Source organism: Bradyrhizobium tropiciagri (assembly GCF_001189845.1).
GTDB lineage: Bacteria > Pseudomonadota > Alphaproteobacteria > Rhizobiales > Xanthobacteraceae > Bradyrhizobium > Bradyrhizobium tropiciagri.
The window spans coordinates 105,984-123,665 of sequence record NZ_LFLZ01000017.1 but is presented as its reverse complement, the minus strand read 5'-3'; the positions used below and the strand labels follow the sequence as shown (position 1 = coordinate 123,665).

Sequence of the window (17,682 nt, the reverse complement as noted above, 5' to 3'; positions counted from 1 at the left end):
CGATCCATGCGCGTTCGAGATCGGGTAATGCTCATACGGCGGTTTGCCGATAACGGCTCGGACTTGGTAGCTGCGCTACCTGCCGAACACCAAACATCCCACCCGGATTGCCCCACGAGTCGAGACCAGATGCCGAGAAATCCCACCGTCGTCCGTACCGTCCCCGCCCTACGTCGCGCCGTCGACACCCTGCGCGCCAAGAAGGCGACCGTCGCGCTGGTCCCAACCATGGGTGCGCTCCATGACGGCCATGTGTCGCTGGTGCGGCTCGCCAAGCGCCGCGCCAAGCGGGTCGTTGTGTCCATCTTCGTCAACCCGACGCAATTTGCTCCCACCGAAGACTTCGGTTCGTATCCGCGCACCTGGAAGGAAGACGTCGCCAAGCTTGCCGCCGAGGGCGTCGACCTGATCTGGCACCCCGAGGTGAAGGCGATGTACCCGGACGGCTTCGCCACCCGAATCGTGCCGGAGGGACCGGCGACCGCCGGGCTCGAGGATCGCTTCCGGCCGCATTTCTTTGGCGGCGTCGCAACCGTGGTCGGCAAGCTGTTCACCCAGGTCCGGCCCGATGTTGCGATCTTCGGCGAGAAGGACTTTCAGCAGCTCCGGGTCGTGACCCAGATGGCCGCGGACCTCGACCTCGGCGTCAAGGTGATCGGATCCAAGACGGTGCGCGAACGCGACGGCCTCGCGATGTCCTCGCGCAACGTCTACCTCTCGCCGGACGAACGGCGCGCGGCCCCCGAGCTCAACCGCGTGATGAAGCAAGCGGCAGGCCGCCTGCGCGGCGGCGAGGACACCGCAACCGCAATGGCCGCCGGCGCCGCTGAGATCACCAAGGCCGGCTTTGTGCTCGACTATCTCGAGGTCCGCCACGCCGCCACCCTGGCGCCGATCGGATCGCTGAAGGACGGCCCGATGCGGATGCTGGTCGCGGCAAGGCTCGGCAGCACGCGCCTGATCGACAACATCGCGGTGTGAACCGGGATCCGTAAAGTGTGATGCGGTTCACGCGCAAACCAGCGGCGAACCTGTAATGAAAGCCCCGCCTCATCTGTGCGGCCGGGTCGTGCTTGCGCCACGCTCGCGACGCAGGGATGATCGCGCCTTTCACAGGCGGTCGGAATGAGCAGGTATTTCAGGCAAGGCATTCTTCTCGGCATCGCGCTATTGGCCGCGGGCCTGGCGCAGGCGCAGACCCGGCCGCCGGTCGGCGGGGTCAATTCGGTGCCCGGCGCGATGATCTTCTATGTTGCGCATGGTGCGTCCGATGCCTGCGGCCCCGGTTGCTCGGACTGGATCGCGGCCGAAGGCTCCGTGCAGTGGGACACCTACAAGCGCCTGCTGGCGATCCTCGACCGGCAGAACGGCCGCAAGCTCCCGGTGGTGATCAACATCAAGGGGAACTCCAACCTCAATGTCGCCGCCAGCCTTGGCCGCATCCTGCGCGATCGCAGCATCGATGCCGTGGTCGCGGCGACCGAGGTCGAGGCCTGCAGCGGAAAATCCGAGGAGGAATGCTTCGCGCTCAAGCGGCCCGGTGGCCCGCTGGATGCGAAGGAGAAGCTGTCCGGCATCGCCTGCGATTTCGCCTGCGTGCTGATGCTGTCGGGCGGCGTGCACCGCAGCCTGCTCGCGGGCAGCCATGTGGTGCTGAGCGGCATGGCGATCCAGAACCGGATCGCGCCCAACGTCTCGGCCGAGCATCGCGAGAGCCTGACCTCGATCTTCACCGACCAGTTCCGGCGCTATCTCGGCGAGATGGGAATAGATCACGAGCTGCTCGATGTCGCCGTCAGCAATGCGGGCGGCGGCCGCTATGTCGAGATTCCGGCGTCCGAATGGGGCCGGCTGCATCTCGTCACTCAGTAATTGCTCACAGCAATCCGATTGCTCAGAGCAATCCGAGGTCGCGCAGCTCGCGGCGCATCGGCTCGGGCATCGACGCCACGCTGGCCGCGCTCGACCTGGTGAGGTCTGCGGGCGCGGAGTCCGCGGTCAGATAGCGCCAGCCCTGGAACGGCCGCATCGGCCGCGGCGAGACGGCGATCACCTTGGGCTGCATCACGATGCGGCAGCGCCCGATGCCGTCCTTGTCGCGGAACGGCTCGATCGCGATGATCTTCTCGCGCGCCGCGATCTCGCCGCGGATCACCCAGTACAGCGAGCCGCCGGCGAGGATCTCCTCCTCGCGCTTCGGCGTCATCCGCGTGATGTGGACGTGACGGAGCGGCAGGCCCTTTTTCTTGGCAGTCGCCATCCGTTCGGCAACCCAGCCCTTGAGTTCCTTGACCGAGTCGCAACCGACGGCGAGCTTGATGAGATGAAGCGGCATACGGCGGATGTAGCGGCCGGCGCGCGCTTTGAAAAGGGAGCGATGGAAGCGGCAGTGGATATCGGGATTACCGCAGGGAACAATGCAATGACGGCAGCTCAGGCCGCCGTCATCGCGCGCAGGCCCGCGCCTAGTCCTGGCTCGCGGCCGCCGGCGCGCTCGCCGCGGCAGGTGGCGCTGCCGCTGGCGCAGGAGCAGCAGCCGGCGCGATCTGGACCGGACGCTTCGCGGCGGGCGGCCGCTTCGGGGCCGCGGGCGGCGCAGCGGCAGCGCGCGCGGCCGGCGGCGGTGCCGCAGCCGCCGGCTTCGCCGGTACGGGCGTCATGATGCTGACCGGCGGGGTGTCCGCCGAGCTTGGAAACTCCGCATTGGTCGGCTTGCCGGTCGGCATCGACGGCGGCAGCGCCGCGACCAGGCCGGCAGCCGACGGCTGGGCGGCCATAGCGGGCGCGTTCCAGGACGACGCGTAGCGCGTGATCAGGTTCTCATAGGTCCGATCGTTCATGTTGGCGACGATCTGATGGTTGTCGCCAAGCGAGCGGAATGCAGGGCATGCCGTCGGCGTGCAGTGGTCGCGCGCCATCAGCGCATACGCTACCAGGCCGTATCGATCGTGCTCGATGGCGCGGCGCAGCGCCTGCAACTCGGTGGTTGAATTGCGCTCCGCGGTTGCGAGGTCGCCGAGCGCAGTCAGGCGCGAGATCTGCGCCGCCGCGTAGCTGACCGCCGCCGCGGCCGTATCGGATGAACCGAACAGCACCTTCTCGCAGGCATTGAGAACAGCATCCCCGGCGAGATCGTCGACGCAGGCCAGCGCCGGCACCGTCTGGCTGGTCAATTGCGCGGTGCGTGTCTCGCTCAGCGCTGCCGCCTGCCCGCCCGGCCCGAAGCCGCGGATTGTCGCGGCGACCGCGACCGCGATCGATAGCAGCGTGATGACGGTCAGCGCGCCGTTGGCGACGGATTTTTCCGCGCGCAGCAGCGTGACCAGAACAACGATCCCAAAGAACCCCGCGGCGGCCAGCGTCAGCCACATCGGGAAGGTCGGTGAGCGCCAGATCTGGTCCAGCGAGGAAGCCCAATTCATGCGCGATGTCCCTCAACGCAGCGTAAGCACAATCGGCGACGGCCAACGTCGCCACCCCGACGTCCAACCTTCAGCACAATGGGTCTGCGAACAGGGCCTTTTGACGGCGGCGGCGGGAAACCCGCGCCAGCCGCCGGCTTGCGCACAACTCGTTCAGGACAGCGCGAGCTGGCTCTCCTTGGCCACCCGTTCGAAAGCTTCAGTCGAGCTCTTGATGCGGTACTGACAGTCGTCCCCCTCGGTCGGCAGCAGGCGGATCACCTCATAGGTGCCGCTCGCAGCGGGGCGCGCCACGTTGCTGGCCGTGAAATAGACGATCTCGCCAATCGAGTACTTATGCTTCAACGCCCTCTCCATTTTTTTAGAGATTGCTGGCCGAGCTGACAGTCCCGATAGCTCTGGCCGGCATTTTGAGAACCCTGCGGCAAGCTAGCACATCGCCCTGCCCCAAATCCAGCAAGATTGGGGCATGGCGAGCGCGCTATTTTTGCAGGTTTTTCAGGGTGATAGACAGCAATTTACGTGCCAGCCGGAAATTGCGAGCCGGGCCCCGGCGGGAACCCGGTTCCACCGGCTCAGGCGGTATGCGGCAGCTTCCCGTTCGGGCTCGCGCTATCGACCGCACCCGGAAGCTGCTGGGCCAGCACCTGGGACAGCTGGTCGACGGGGATGTTGAACCTGGCGGCGAGCTGCTTGACCGTATCGCTGCCCAGCACCTGCTGGAGCTGCTCGGCCGTGATCGGCAGGTTCTGGCCGGTGCCGATCCAGGATTTGACCTGCTCGCCGAGCCCGGCCTGCTCGAGCTTGGCCACAATCGCGGACAAGCCGCCCTGCCCGCCATTGCCCATCACCTCGCCGAGCACGACGGGGATCACGGCCGCCCCGAGCTGGCCAAGCATGCCTTTCAGCTCCGGCGAATTCTCCAGGGAATCGAGAATGCCCATGGTCTAAGTCCTTTCACGACTTGCAAAACCAGCCTGTCGGATTCGACGCCTTCGGCCCCGCGGCGTCAAGCTGCGATCTTTGCGGCGGCTGTCACAATTCGGCAGTGCTGCGACCGTCAGGCGTCCTCGAATCGGTCGATCCGCAGCGTCTCGGCCAGGCCATCGCGGGTCCATTCCTGGAATGCCGGCAGCGCCATCATGGCGTCGACATAGTGCTTCGCCTCGGGCTTCACCGGGATCGCGTAGGTACGGAAGCGATGCACCACCGGGGCGTACATCGCATCCGCCGCCGAGAATGCCCCGAACAGGAACGGCCCCTGCTTGCCATAGCGCGCGTGGCAGTCGGCCCAGATCTCCTCGATCCGCGCGACATTGCCCCGCGCATCGTCCGACAGCGCGATGGCGCGGATCGGCCGGTGCAGGTTCATGCCGCATTCGCTGCGCAGCGGCACGAAGCCGGAATGCATCTCCGCCGAGATCGCGCGAGCATGCGCGCGCGCGGCGCGATCCGCCGGCCACAGCTTCGCCTCGGGAAATTTCTCGGCCAGATATTCGATGATCGCCAGCGAATCCCACACCGTGAGGTCGCCGTCGATCAGCGTCGGCACCTTGCCGGCCTCGCTGAATGAGAGGATGCGGTCCTTGTCGGCCTGATCGGTGTAGAGCGGGACGAAGACCTCTTCGAACGGGATGTTGTTGGCGCGCAGTGCCAGCCATGGCCGCATCGACCATGACGAATAGTTCTTGTTGCCGATAACGAGCTTGAGCATGTCCGGGGAATCCTGTTGCTCGCGCAGTTTGCCATAGTGCATTGCACGCGTTCAACCTGTACATGACGCGGGATGCAACGCAGCGCGGATTGGCGGCCGCGCGCTCACGAAGGACGACACCATGACCGGCTATTGGGTCGACATCCTAGCGGTCAGCTTCTTTGCGCTGGAATGGCTGGTCTATGCCATCACGCTGGAGCACACCGCCTATGGGCGCGACAGCCTGTCGGCGCGGATGCATGTCTATCGCGAGATCTGGGTGCGGAACCTGCTCCACCGCGACGCGCGGATGGTCGACATGCAGATCATGGCCAGCTTGCAGAACGGCACCGCGTTCTTTGCCTCCACCAGCCTGATCGCGATCGGCGGCGCGCTGGCGCTGCTGCGCGCCACCAACGACGCGCTCGCCGTGCTCGGTGCGCTGCCGGTCAACCTCTCGCCCTCGCCCGCGTTGTGGGAGATCAAGTGCATCGGCCTGATCCTGATCTTCATTTACACCTTCTTCAAATTCGCCTGGGCCTATCGCCTGTTCAACTATGTTGCGATCCTGTTCGGCGCGATGCCGCCGGCCGGCCAGCGCGACACGCCCGAGGCGGAGGCCCATGTGATCCGCACCACGCGGCTGTTCGAGACCGCGGGCCGGCACTTCAACCGCGGTCAGCGCGCGTTCTTCTTCGCGCTCGGCTATCTCGGCTGGTTCGTCAGCCCCTGGGTGCTGTTCATCACGACAGCCGCGGTCGTGATCGTGATCTGGCGGCGGCAATTCGCCTCCAAAGCCTGGCAGGCGATGGGAAGCTGAACAAGCCGCCCGTCATTGCGAGGAGCGAAGCGACGAAGCAATCCATTTATCCGTTTCGCGGAGGCATGGATTGCTTCGCTTCGCTCGCAATGACGCGTCCACTCACGACGCGAAATCGCGCGGCGTGAAGTCGAGGTCGAGCACCTTCCATTCGCCGTAGCGATCCCGCGGCAGCATCGCATAGGGCTGGCAGGTTTGCAGCGCATCGGTCGCGCTCTTGAGCAGCAGCGGTCCCTTTTCCGATGCGGTGGCTTCGATCAGCAAAGGCGATGCGGCGAGCTTGCCGTCGGGCTTCATGAACACCCGAAGCTTGATCTTGACGTCATCGCTCGTGCTCAGCGTCGCCGGAAGCTTCATGCAGGTCTTCAGATGACGGCGGAATTCGGCGACCACGCTGGAGCCGACGTCGGCCTGCTCGGTGGCCGCGGCGTCGAAATTATCCTTGCCGGGACCTGGGCCGGACGGCGCTTCGGCCGGCGGCTTCACGGAGATGTCGGGCGGCAAGCCAAGCATGACATTGTATTTGACGGACAGGTCCGGCTCCGGCTGCGTATAGGCAGGCGGTGACGCCGCCGCCTGTTGCTGCGGCATCGGCTGAGGCATCGGCGGCGTCTGGAGTGCAGGCGGCGCGGGCGGGGGCTCGGCCGCAGCATGTTGCGCCGCCGGGCTGGGCTTGGGCGCCGGTGTCGCCTGCTTCTGCGCAGGCTGCGGCGTGGGCTGCTGCGGCTGCGGTGCGGGCGCTTGCGCTGACGGCTCGGGCTTGGCGGTGTCCACCGGCTTGTCGAGTGACGGCAACCGCAATTCGGGCGTCGGCGACGGACTCGGCACCGGATCGGGTTCGGGCTTGATCTCCGCCTTAATCTCCGCCTTGGCGACCTCCTGCGGCGTCACGATCTCGACCGGCACCGTATCAGCGGCGACGGGGTCGAACTGATGGACCTCCGAATAAAGGAAAATCAGCGCGAGCAGCATCAGGTGCACGAACACCGACGCCATCATATCCGCGTTTGGCCGAAACTTCATCCCGCTCGATCACATCGGTGTCGTCTCCCCGCCGGCTACAATACCGGCTGGAACCCACCTGCCTCAATCCCCCATTCGCGATCCAAAACCGCGCTCAGCCAGCGGGCAATAGCACGATCCGGACCGCTGCCTAGCCATTTTCCGCGACGCGATGCTCGGGCCAGGATCCAATGGGCCGTCAACGCGCGGCCGCGCTCCCCATCGCCGTAATCTCGCGCATGTCCTCATCCGACAGTTCGAAATCGAAGATGTCGATATTTTCCTGGAGCCGCTCGAGCTTTGAGGTGCGCGGGATCGCCGAGACGTTCTGTTGCACCAGCCAGCGCAGGCAGATCTGGGCAGCCGTCTTGCGATAGCGGTCGCCGATCCGCGCCAGCGCGCGGTCGCCCTTGACGCGCCCTTTCGCGATCGGGCTGTAGGCGACGAACGCCATGCCATGGCGTGTACAGGCATCGATCACATCGGCCTGGCCGAGATAGGGATGGTACTCGACCTGATCGCAGGCAAGCGGCTCGGGGCACGCCGCAACCGCCTCCTCGATCTGCGCCACGTCGAAGTTCGAGAGGCCGATATGCCGCGCCAGTCCGGCCTGTTTGACCCGCGCCAGCGCACCGAGCGTTTCGGCAAGCGGCACTTGCGGATTGGGCCAGTGCAACAGCAACAGGTCAACCTCGGTCAAACGCAGCCGCGCCAGGCTCTCCTTGGCGGAACGTTCGAGATCCTTCGCCATGAAATGCGTGGTCCAGACCTTGGTGGTCACGAACACATCGTTGCGCTTGATGCCGGAGGCGCGCAGCCCCTCGCCGACCTCACGTTCATTGTCGTAGATCTGCGCGGTGTCGATGTGCCGGTAACCCAGGCGCAGCGCCTGCTCGACGATGCGGGCGCAGGTCCGCCCACGCAGCTCCCATGTACCGAGCCCGATTGCGGGGATTCTTGCGCCGTTGCCTTCGACGACATGCATCCGCCCATTATGCGCGCATGACGATGACCTGCCAACTCACGTGTCGGTTCCACGACGGACGGTGGCGACCGCTCACCGCTCCGGCTGGTAGCCGTCGGTCAACGTCTTCAGGAAGGCGATGATGTCGCTTCATCCTGCGCCGTCATCGCAGGCGTATCGCCCAGATGGCGCTCGAACGGCGGATCGCTGACGTCGACATTGCCGTGATATTTTTCCGGCAGGTCGTCGTATTTCCGAACCGTTCCGTCGGCTGCGTGCGGGTATACCTTCTCCGGATTGGTATCGCGGAAATTATAGAAATCGAGCACCTGCTCGAGGCTCGTGAACACGCCGTTGTGGAAGAACACCCGCCGCGTTGCCGTGTTGCGCAAGGTCGGCGTCAGAAACATCCCGCAATATTGCGTCTGCTCGGCAATGTCGGTGCGGTACGGGCCGCAGACCCCGAGATCGAAATAGCTGGGATCGCGGTTGCTGCCGAGCGCGGCGTTGCGTGGCGCGCCGAGCGCCTCATACTGATGGTCGGTGAACAGCGGCGGCAGGCCGTCGCGGGTCGGCGCTGACGTGTGGCACCCGGCGCAATTGGCCTTCTCCGGATCGTTGAACAATTGCAGGCCGTGCATCTCGCTCTCGCTCAAGCGCGCCTTGCCTTCCAGCCAGTAGTCGAACTTGCTGGTGTAGGGATGGAAGCTCGGCTCCTCGACCTGATAGCGTGCGACCGCAAACATCGCCTCCGCGACCAGCAGCCGCGTATTGTCGAACACGCCGGCGCCGAACAGCTCTGCGAAGCGCGGCGCGTAGCTCGCCTGGAGCAGCTTCTGCGCCACCACCTCGATGCTGCCGCCGTCCATCTCATTGGGATCGAGCAGCGGGAAGATCGCCTGGTCCTGCAGCGTATCGGCGCGGCCATCCCAGAACAGTCCGCCCTGCGGCACGATGTTGACCGCCGACGCGGCGGTCCCGGTCGCGACCTTCTTGGCGCGCGCGGCCTGTTGGCCCACCGCCGCAAGTTGCGCGAAATCGACGACGTTGTCGTCCTCGTCCTTCTCCGGCCCGATGCTGAAATTCGGTTGACGCTCGAGATAGGTCAGGCCAGGGACGGCGCGCGTCCCTTGCCGGGACTGCGCGGGCCCGCCGAGCATGACCGCCGCATCATTGGGCGGGCCGTAGGCGTGGTCCGGACTGTGACAGGACGCGCATGACAATGCGCCCGACGACGACAGCGACGCGTCGAAGAATATCTTCTGGCCGACCTGCGCCATGGCGGACAGCGGAGCCACAGGCGGACGCCTGAGCTGCACCGGGTTCGGATTGGTGCCCGGAAGCCCTTGCGTCTCGACTGCCGCAACGGCGCCGGCCATGCAAAGCAGGCCGGCGCCGAGAAGCCACAACATGCGGCCGTTCATATGACGTCCAGTGATCCCAAGGGCGCCAGTCCCAGAGTGTTAGTGATGGTGATGATCGTCAGCGCTGACGACCACCGTGCCCGCAGTCGGATCGAGGAACAGCTTGTTCTGCCGATCGTCATCATCACGATCGTGACCGCGATCGAAATCGAACATGTCCGTGATCGATTCGACGCCGTCGTCGAACGAGCCGCCGCCGAGACGCTGGCCGTGCAGCCAGTTGTCTTCGATGAAGCGCACGACCGAGGCCTGCGAGATGCGGGTGTGGCTGACGAAGTTCTTCTTGGCGAAGGGCGAGACCACGATGAACGGCGTGCGCGTGCCGGGACCGCAGCGGCCGTTCACCGGCTGGCCGTTGAGGCCGTTCGGCTGGGTCTGCTTGCCGACACCGCGGCCGCACTGGCCGGGACCGTTGACCTGATCGGCGGTCGGATCATACGAGGCGCTGGTCGGCGCGATGTACTGGTGGTCGTACCAGCCGTCGCTGTCGTCATAGGTGATGATGACAGCGGTCTCGCGCCACTCCTTCTGCGTCTGCAGGAAGTTGATCAGCTCGACATTGCCCGCCTGCTCGTCGAGCGGATCGGAGTTGCCGGGATGACCGTCCTGATAGGCCGGCATCTTGATGTAGGAGACGGCCGGGAAGTTGCCGGCTTTCACCGAGGCGTAGAAATCCTCGAGATCGTAGGCATGATTGGCCGGATCGACCGTCTTGCTACCGGGAACGTAGGTGTGGCCGATCGCGTTCACCGAGCTCGGCCGCGCATGAGTCGGGTTGGCGGTCGACTTGTAGTACTGGAACCAGGCGTGGTGCGGGATGTAGTCCACGATGGTGCCGTTGACGTTGCTCGAGAAGGTGCTGCGGCCGCAATTGGTGGTGCCGTTGCTGTTCTTGAGCGTCAGGTCGAAGCCTCCCATGAAGCTGCCCCAGCTGATGTGCTCGGCGTTGAGCAGGTCGCCGATGTTCTTGCTGGTCATCAGGACCTGGCTGGTCGTGCTCGAGCAGGAATCGTAGGCAGGATCGGTATCGCCGATCAGCGTCAGGCCGCCCTGGCCGTCGGCGATCGACGACGACGTGCCGACGATGTTCTGCGCACCGTTGGTCTGGCCGGAGACCACCTCGAGCGCGCCGGGCGTCGACGGACCGAAAGTGTCGGTCCAGTTGTTGTCGCTCATCGCGAAGTTCTGGGCGTAGTTCCAGAACGCGGTGACGGTGTTGCCGTCGAAATAGCCCATCACCTGCCCGTTGGTGCCGAAGGCGCCGACGCCGCCGGCGGTGCCGCGACCCGTGAACTTAGGAAACAGGTCTTCGCTGCCGTTATCGACCGCCTGCTGCTCGGGCGTGTAGGCGTGGTTCTGCGAGCGCGTGTTGGCCTGGGTGCGGTCGAGGCGGAACGGGTTGGTCGCGCCGGTGCCATTGGCCGGATTGAGGTTCGGGTTGTTGGTCAGCAGATTGGCGTTGGCGAGGTTGTTGACCTTCGGCGTATGCGGCTTCGCCGTGAACGGAATCGAGCCGGTCGGGTTGGCCGCGTTCGGATACGTTGCGAAATAATGATCGAACGAGCGGTTCTCGTTGAAGATGACGACGAGATGCTTGATCGGCGTTGCGGTGTGGATGTCGTGCGGATGACGATGATCGTGATCCCTGTCGTCCTGAGCGGCGGCGCTGCACGCAATTGCAGCGGCAGCAACCAGACAGACTCCGACCGTCGAAAGAAATTTGGCTTTCACCGTAGTGCCCCTTGATTTTACAGATTTGTGACGTCGACCTGCGACAAGTTATCCATCGCCGATGACAGCCCTGTGTAAGTTTTGTGCGAGCAACGCTTCGTCACAACGATTCATCAACGCGCGTTCGATTCACGCGTCGTTGCGGCGCTTGCGAGCGATGTTGGATTATTCTCTATCTCGATGACGCCGATATGCGCGTCATGAGTCGACCTGCTCCCGCGCGCATTGCGTCGGCAACAATCCGACATAGCGGAGTGTGTGGCAGAAAAATTAGCAGGAGTGCACACACGAACATTAGAGCAAGGGGCAATGGAGCCCCTCGCCTTCTCACGCAAGCCGCTGACGATGAGTACGCGCCCTAGTCCTTTATCCCCGTGATCGATGCACTCACAGCACGGGGATCGCGCTGCGGCCAGCGGCCGCTTTCGACCTGGGACAGGAAATCGCCGACGATGCGGTTGTACTCGTCGGGCTCCTCGATGTTGATGGCATGACCACAGTTCGGCATCACCGCGAGTGCAGCCGACGGGATGCTCTGCTTCATCAGGATGCCCGGCAACAGGCACGGCCAGTCCTCGTCGCCGGTGATGATCAGTGTCGGCACACTGATGCGCTTCATCTCCTCGACCAGCGTGTAGAGCGAGGGCCGCTCCTTCTGCACGCCCTGCTGGGTGTTGGCCGATCCGACCGCTGAATGCTCTGCCAGCATGCGCTTGAACTCGTCGTGGCCGCGCGGATCCTTGTTCTCGTATTGCACGCGCGTCGGCCCGTAGGCGTAGCGCTCGGCGAAGGCCGGCATGCCTTCCTTGCGGATCATGTTGGCGATGACATCGGCCTCGGCGCGGAACGTCTCGCGCTTGTCGAGCTCGGCACCATAGCCGCAGCCGCCGATGCACAGCGACAGCGCCCGCGTCGGATGACGCAATCCGAAATGCAGTGTCGCAAACCCGCCCATCGAGAGGCCGACGATATGCGCCTTCGGCGCGCCGATGTGATCGAGCACGGCCAGGATGTCGTCCGCGGCGCGCGCCTGCGAATAGGACGAGACCTGCTCCGGCACATCAGACGGCGGAAAGCCGCGCGCATTGTAGGCAATGGTGCGGAAGCGTTTGCCGAAATGCCGCATCTGCGGCTCGTAGCTGCGCAAATCGCCGGCGAATTCATGGACCAGGATCACCGGATGACCGGATCCGGTCTCCTCGAAATAGAGCCGCACGCCGTCATCTGTTGTCGCGTAGGGCATGGTGGTCTCCTGCCTTCTTGCTTTGCGGTTACTTCCTTGGCGTATTACGGGATGGTCGCCCCCGCCGGAGGTTTGGCACGCGGCAAATATGTGCCGTGCTCCTTGCTGCCGACAAGGGTGCCGTCGTCGACGACCACCTTGCCGCGCACCATGGTCAGCACCGGCCAGCCGGTCACTTCGAGGCCTTCATAGGGTGTGTAGTCCGAGCCGTCGTGGATCAGCTCGTGGCGGATCGTCACCTTGCGCTTGGGGTCCCACAGCGCAATGTCGGCATCGGAGCCGACCGCGATCGTGCCCTTGCGCGGATAGAGGCCGTAGATCTTGGCGTGGTTGGTGGCACTGAAGGCGACGAAGCTGTTGAGATCGATGCGGCCCTTGACCACGCCCTCGGAGAACAGGATCGGCAGCCGGGTCGCGACGCCGGGAATGCCGTTCGGCACCCAGCGGAAGCTGGTGCGCCCTTTCGGCGCGAGCTTGCCTTTCGGATCGTCGTAGCGGAACGGGCAATGGTCCGACGAGAACACCGAGAATACTTTCTGCTGCAGGCCTTCCCAGCATGCCTGCTGGCTGGCGACATCGCGCGGCGGCGGCGAGCAGACGTATTTCGCGCCCTCCATATTGAGCTGGTCGAGGTCCTTCTCGGTGAGCATCAGGTATTGCGGACAGGTTTCGCCCATCACCCTGAGACCGCGCTGCTGCGCGCGCCGGATTTCGTCCATCGCCTCGCGGTTCGAGACGTGCACGATCATGATCGGCACATCGACGAGTTCCGACAGCGAGATCGCGCGATGGGTGGCCTCGCGCTCGACCGGGATCGGCCGCGATGCTGCGTGGAAGCGCGGCGCGGTGTTGCCGGCACGTTCCAGCCGGTCCGTGAGGAAGCGAATAGCGTCGAAGTTTTCCGCATGCACCATCAGCATCGCGCCGGTCTCGCGCGCGACCGACATGGTCTCGAGCAGCTCGCGATCCGACAGCGCCAGCCCCTCATAGGTCATGAAAACCTTGAGCGAGGTGTAGCCGTCCTCGACCAGCGCCGGCAGCTCCTGGCCCAGCACATGCTCGGTCGGATCGGTGACGATCAGATGGAAGGCGACGTCGACATGGCATTCGCCGTCCGCCAGCGAATGATAGTGCTTCAGCGCTTCGCGCAGCGTCTGGCCCTTCTCCTGCAGGCAGAACGGCAGCACCGTGGTGTTGCCGCCGAACGCCGCCGAGCGGGTGCCGGAGGCAAAGCCGTCGGCCATCACGATGCCGTCGCCGGACGGCTGGGCGAAATGGACGTGGCTGTCGATGCCGCCGGGCAGCACCAGCCGGTCGGTTGCATCGATGATGGTGGTGGCCGGGCCGAGATCATTTCCGAGCGCGGTGATCTTGCCGTCACGGATGCCGACGTCGCAGGCAAAGGTGTCGGCCGCGGTGACGACGGTGCCGCCTCGGATGATGGCGTCGAAGGACATCAGCTTGTCCCCTCTTTCGGTGAGCGATGTTCGATGATTGCGGCAAGCGGCTCGGCCAGCCCGATCGTCGGCTTCGGATCGGGACGGCGGAAGGTCCCGGCCACCGCTTTGCGCGGCTTGAGCACGGCGAGCGTCTCCGCCTGGCGCACGGCGGCCGCGACCGGATCGACCACCGGCACCGGAATGCGGTCGCGAACTTTCACCGCGAGCCCGGCGAGCGGCGCGCCTGACAGAATGACGACGTCGGCAGCATCCTGCGCGACTGCCTGGTTGGCGAGCGCGACCAGGAGCTCCTCCTTCTCGGCCTGGACGTCGGAGATCGACTGGAAGCTGCCGTCGAGCGTGCGGATGCCGGCGCAGCGTCCGCTGAGCCCATGCATGGCGACGCATTCCTCGTACCATGCGCCAGTGCGCCGGCGAAGGTCACGATCGCAAACCGCCGGCCGAGCATGCAGGCCGTGAGCATCGCGGCCTCGGCCAATCCGACAACGGGATATGAGAACAGCTCGCGCGCGCCGAACAGGCCGGGATCGCCGAACGCGGCGATGATGGCGGCATCGATGGGACCGGCCTCGGCCAGCATCTCCAGCGCGATCGCGCCGCCGATCTGCGCCTCGGCGCGGGTCGCAATATAAGGCACGCCGCGCGCGGCAGTGACCGGCACGAGTTCGGTACCGGCCGAGGCGACCTTGCTGCCGGCGGCGTGGAGCAGATCCGTCACATCAGCCGTCGTGTTGGGATTGAGCAGCAGGATCTTCATGGCGCAATGGTCCTCGCCTTGCGGCCGCGCGGCTTGGCGGGTGCGTCCGGCACTCCGGCCTCATCTCCCTTGCCATCCAGCGTCTCGGCGACGATCTCGCCGGTGCGGCGCACGTGGTGGGCCAGGATCTGCCCGGCCAGCGCCGCATCGCGGCGTCTGAGTGCGGCCAGGATCTCCTGATGCTCGCGCACCGATTCATCCCAGCGCCCGAGCACCGAGAGCGCGAAAAAGCGCGCGCGCTCGGCCCGCGCCAGCAGTGCCTCGTGCGTCGCCTTCAGCACCGCGTTGCGGGCGAAGCCGACGATCGCCGAATGGATCTGCTGATTGGCCTGGAAATAGTCGCGCAGCTCGCCGCGGCCGTGATGCCACTCGATCTTGTCCTGCAGCGCCTCGAGCCGCTCGAAATCGGCGTCCTCCATGCGGAGTGCGGCGAGCTCGGCGGCGCAGCGCTCGATGCCGCTGACGGCCTCGAACAATTCGGCGAGCTCGGCGCGGCGGAACGGCGTGATCACGGCGCTGTGGTTGAGCCTGAGCTCGACCAGGCCCTCGTTCGCCAACTGCTTCAGCGCCTCGCGCAACGGGGTGCGCGAAATGCCGAGCGCGTCGGACAAATCAGCCTCGCCCAGCGATTGTCCCGGCGCCAGCTCGCCGCGCACGATCATGGTGCGCAGCCGCGCCGCCGCCTGCTCGTGCAGCCCGACCCGCGGCACGCGCAGACGGCGCCGTTGCAGCGCCGTCATCGCCCGCTTGGGCTCTTTGCTACGTCTGGTCGGCTTGATTTCGCTCTTGGCCTCAGTCACTGCACGCCTTCATTGTCTTGATCGGAGATTGCGCTCGCCGCGCGCAGATCGGGATTCGTGAACAGGCTGCCCCAGCCATGCACGCGCGACGGATCGCTGCCCGTCTTGGCAAGGCACGCCCACAACGTCACCGCAATCGAGTCCAGCACCGGCACGCCAAATCCGCGCTCCAGCCGTTCGGCCGCGCCCGCGCCGCGCATATTGGTGCAGAGCACGACGGCGGCATCGCAGCCCTCGCGCACCACCTCCTCGATCAGTCCTGCGACGGTGGCCTCGCTGACCTCGGCAAAGGAGAAATTGTCCTGCAGCGACAAGTGCCGCTCGGCGAAGCAGTGCAGCCCTTCCGAATTCCAGTTGGCGATGATCCTGTCCTGCACATCCCGGCGATATGGCGTCACCAGCCCGATGCGCCTGGCGCCGATCCGCCGCAGCAGGTCGCGATAGGCCAGCACCGTGGTGCAGGCCTCGATCCCCGTCGCGGCGGTGATCTGCTCGCACAGGCTCTCGTCGCGATCGAAGCCGAGCCAGCTTGCCGAGGTGCCGTTCCAGGCGATCACGTCGACCTTGGCATGGGCGAGCAATTCCGCGGCGCGAAGGATCTCGCTGGCGTCGAACTGGCGCAGCGCCTGCTCCGACAGCGCGATCTCCGTCACCTTGAAGCGCGAGAAATGCGCCGAGACGCCGTCGATCCCAGCCAGCATCGCGCAGGTGATCGGCTCGAGTGCGGTATTCGACGACGGCGTCAGCATGCCGAGCCGGACGGGACGTGTCATTCGCGAGGCCTCATCAACCGGCCGAACCCTTCACGGGCTGGGCCGTAGTTCGATTCTAGACCGGGAGCTTGCGGCTGTAGTCGATCAGGGTCGAGCAGATCAACAGCGCAATGCCCGCGGCGGCGAAATACATCAGGGCCAGGAAGTAGGAACCGGTGGCCTGCACGATGAAGCCGACGATCAACGGCGTCGTGATGCCGGCAATGTTGCCGCCGAGATTCATGCAGCCGCCGAGGAAGCCGGACTTGCCGCGGCCTGCCAGCGCCGAGGGGATCGCCCAGTACATGCCGCACCAGCGCAGGAAGAACAGCGTCGTCGACAGCAGCACCACCACCGCAACCGCATTGGTGACGTAGGCGACGAGGAAGATCGACACCGTCGCCATGATCGCGGCGATGCCGAACAGCGTGCGGAACACGGTGTTGGGCGCCCCGCCCCGCGCGCGCCAGCCATCGCCGATCCAGCCGCCGACCAGTTCGCCGACGAAGCCTGCGAAGAAGATGATGAAGGAGGCGCCGCCGAGCGCCTTGATGTCGAAGCCGTGCACCTTGAACAGATAGGTCGGCATCCAGGTCAGCAGCCCGTAGAAGGTGGTGTTGAAGAACATCCAGCCGAGGCACATGCACCACACCGAGCGGAAGCGGAAATAGGCGATGCCGCTGGCGCCGGACGAGGGCGGCGTCGCCGCGTCCTCGATCGCATGCGCCTCCTCGAGATAGCGCGCCTCGGCTTCATTGACCGACGGATGCTCGCGCGGCACGTTGCGGATGTAGTACCAGGCCCACAGCCCGCACAGCATGGTGCCGATGCCGGCGACGACGAAGGCGACGCGCCAGGAGCTGAACGCCGCCATCAGCCAGGCGATCACGATCGAGCCAAGCGCAGCGCCGAGCGGCGCACCGCCGTCCAGCAAGGTCGCGCCGCGACCGCGTTCGGTCTGCGTCATCCAGATCGCGTTGAGCTTGCCGCCGGCCGGATAGATCGGCGCTTCCGACGCGCCGAGCCCGAGCCGGGTCATGAGCAGCAGCATCCAGCTGGTGGACAGCGCCGCCAGCGCCTGGAAGAAGCCCCAGAACAATGTCGCGAGCGCGATCACGATGCGCGGCTTGAAGCGATCGGCAAGCATGCCGCCCGGCACCTGCATCAGCGCGTAGGTCCAGAAGAACGAGCTCAGGATCAGGCCCTGCATCGCCGGATCGATATCGAACTCCTTGGCGATGACCGGCATCGCGACCGACAGCGAGGCGCGATCGATATAGTTGATCGAGATCAGGAACAGCATCAGCAGGAAGATCTTCCAGCGCACGCCGGAAGGCTTCGCCGCATCTGCCATTGCGATGGTGGACACCTGCTCGCTCATTGCACGCTCCTCTGCCGGCAGATTGCTTTTGCCCCTGGCGCGCCTCGTCATCGAAGGTGGTTGGCCTCTCCTGCCCCGCGCGAAGTCTGCTTCAAGGAGGTTGACGCGACAAGCACATTTTGCATTCTGCATACAATTTTCTATATCATACTGATTATACTATAAATTATACCTATTAAGCCTTGATGTTAATCAGGTCATGGCGAGAAATTGGGCGCCAGCTCGCCTGCCCG

At 65.2% G+C, this 17,682-nt stretch carries 17 protein-coding genes and 1 pseudogene; 3 read left to right on the top strand and 15 right to left on the bottom strand.

Annotation, left to right across the window (positions count from 1 at the left end):
- Positions 1–129: 129 nt before the first annotated feature.
- The gene (gene panC / locus AKN84_RS16290) at positions 130–981 is read left to right on the top strand and encodes a pantoate--beta-alanine ligase (protein WP_050421695.1); all 852 of its coding nucleotides are present in this window, start codon (positions 130–132) and stop codon (positions 979–981) included.
- A gap of 144 nt (positions 982–1,125) precedes the next feature.
- Entirely contained in the window at positions 1,126–1,872 is a 747-nt protein-coding gene (locus AKN84_RS16285; protein WP_128970879.1) for a hypothetical protein, read from the top strand.
- Between the two features lie 22 nt (positions 1,873–1,894).
- On the opposite strand, the gene AKN84_RS16280 is transcribed toward AKN84_RS16285, so the two are convergent.
- From AKN84_RS16280 to AKN84_RS16260, 5 genes are all read right to left on the bottom strand, one after another.
- Positions 1,895–2,335: a DUF1489 family protein gene (locus AKN84_RS16280; RefSeq protein WP_050421694.1), complete on the bottom strand. Its 441-nt coding sequence runs from the start codon at positions 2,333–2,335 to the stop codon at positions 1,895–1,897.
- 130 nt (positions 2,336–2,465) lie between these two features.
- The gene (locus AKN84_RS16275) at positions 2,466–3,422 is read right to left on the bottom strand and encodes a hypothetical protein (RefSeq protein ID WP_050421693.1); all 957 of its coding nucleotides are present in this window, start codon (positions 3,420–3,422) and stop codon (positions 2,466–2,468) included.
- A gap of 153 nt (positions 3,423–3,575) precedes the next feature.
- Positions 3,576–3,779, bottom strand: a complete 204-nt coding sequence (locus AKN84_RS16270) for a hypothetical protein (RefSeq protein WP_094194249.1) — start codon at positions 3,777–3,779, stop codon at positions 3,576–3,578.
- A 218-nt stretch (positions 3,780–3,997) separates the two neighbouring features.
- Positions 3,998–4,366 (bottom strand): YidB family protein, encoded by a 369-nt coding sequence (locus AKN84_RS16265; protein WP_050421692.1) that lies wholly within the window; start codon positions 4,364–4,366, stop codon positions 3,998–4,000.
- A gap of 116 nt (positions 4,367–4,482) precedes the next feature.
- A complete protein-coding gene (locus AKN84_RS16260; RefSeq protein ID WP_050421720.1) occupies positions 4,483–5,136 on the bottom strand; it encodes a glutathione S-transferase family protein in 654 nt (217 codons plus the stop codon).
- Positions 5,137–5,257: 121 nt separating this feature from the next.
- On the opposite strand from AKN84_RS16260, the gene AKN84_RS16255 reads away from it, so the two are divergent.
- The gene (locus AKN84_RS16255; RefSeq protein WP_050421691.1) at positions 5,258–5,935 is read left to right on the top strand and encodes a DUF599 domain-containing protein; all 678 of its coding nucleotides are present in this window, start codon (positions 5,258–5,260) and stop codon (positions 5,933–5,935) included.
- Between the two features lie 102 nt (positions 5,936–6,037).
- Here the strand turns inward: AKN84_RS16255 and AKN84_RS16250 are convergent, their stop codons facing one another.
- The 10 genes and pseudogenes from AKN84_RS16250 to AKN84_RS16205 form a co-directional block, all read right to left on the bottom strand.
- Entirely contained in the window at positions 6,038–6,958 is a 921-nt protein-coding gene (locus tag AKN84_RS16250; RefSeq protein WP_128970877.1) for a hypothetical protein, read from the bottom strand.
- Positions 6,959–7,136: 178 nt separating this feature from the next.
- Positions 7,137–7,922 carry an aldo/keto reductase gene (locus AKN84_RS16245; protein ID WP_050421689.1) on the bottom strand — a complete coding sequence of 262 codons (786 nt, stop codon included), beginning with the start codon at positions 7,920–7,922 and terminating at the stop codon, positions 7,137–7,139.
- A gap of 107 nt (positions 7,923–8,029) precedes the next feature.
- A complete protein-coding gene (locus AKN84_RS16240) occupies positions 8,030–9,313 on the bottom strand; it encodes a cytochrome-c peroxidase (RefSeq protein WP_244485185.1) in 1,284 nt (427 codons plus the stop codon).
- Between the two features lie 51 nt (positions 9,314–9,364).
- Entirely contained in the window at positions 9,365–11,056 is a 1,692-nt protein-coding gene (locus AKN84_RS16235) for a phospholipase C (protein WP_050421688.1), read from the bottom strand.
- A gap of 358 nt (positions 11,057–11,414) precedes the next feature.
- Positions 11,415–12,299, bottom strand: a complete 885-nt coding sequence (locus AKN84_RS16230; protein ID WP_050421687.1) for an alpha/beta fold hydrolase — start codon at positions 12,297–12,299, stop codon at positions 11,415–11,417.
- 44 nt (positions 12,300–12,343) lie between these two features.
- Positions 12,344–13,756: a dihydropyrimidinase gene (gene hydA, locus AKN84_RS16225; RefSeq protein WP_193399659.1), complete on the bottom strand. Its 1,413-nt coding sequence runs from the start codon at positions 13,754–13,756 to the stop codon at positions 12,344–12,346.
- Positions 13,756–14,516 (bottom strand): annotated as a pseudogene (locus AKN84_RS16220) (aspartate/glutamate racemase family protein). The gene hydA and the pseudogene AKN84_RS16220 overlap by 1 nt, the downstream one beginning before the upstream one ends.
- A complete protein-coding gene (locus tag AKN84_RS16215) occupies positions 14,513–15,316 on the bottom strand; it encodes a GntR family transcriptional regulator (RefSeq protein WP_050421686.1) in 804 nt (267 codons plus the stop codon). Before AKN84_RS16215 ends, AKN84_RS16220 begins: the two are co-directional and overlap by 4 nt.
- The gene (locus AKN84_RS16210; protein ID WP_050421685.1) at positions 15,313–16,089 is read right to left on the bottom strand and encodes a maleate cis-trans isomerase family protein; all 777 of its coding nucleotides are present in this window, start codon (positions 16,087–16,089) and stop codon (positions 15,313–15,315) included. The genes AKN84_RS16215 and AKN84_RS16210 overlap by 4 nt, the downstream gene beginning before the upstream one ends.
- A gap of 55 nt (positions 16,090–16,144) precedes the next feature.
- Positions 16,145–17,449: an MFS transporter gene (locus AKN84_RS16205; protein ID WP_050421684.1), complete on the bottom strand. Its 1,305-nt coding sequence runs from the start codon at positions 17,447–17,449 to the stop codon at positions 16,145–16,147.
- Positions 17,450–17,682 lie beyond the last annotated feature (233 nt).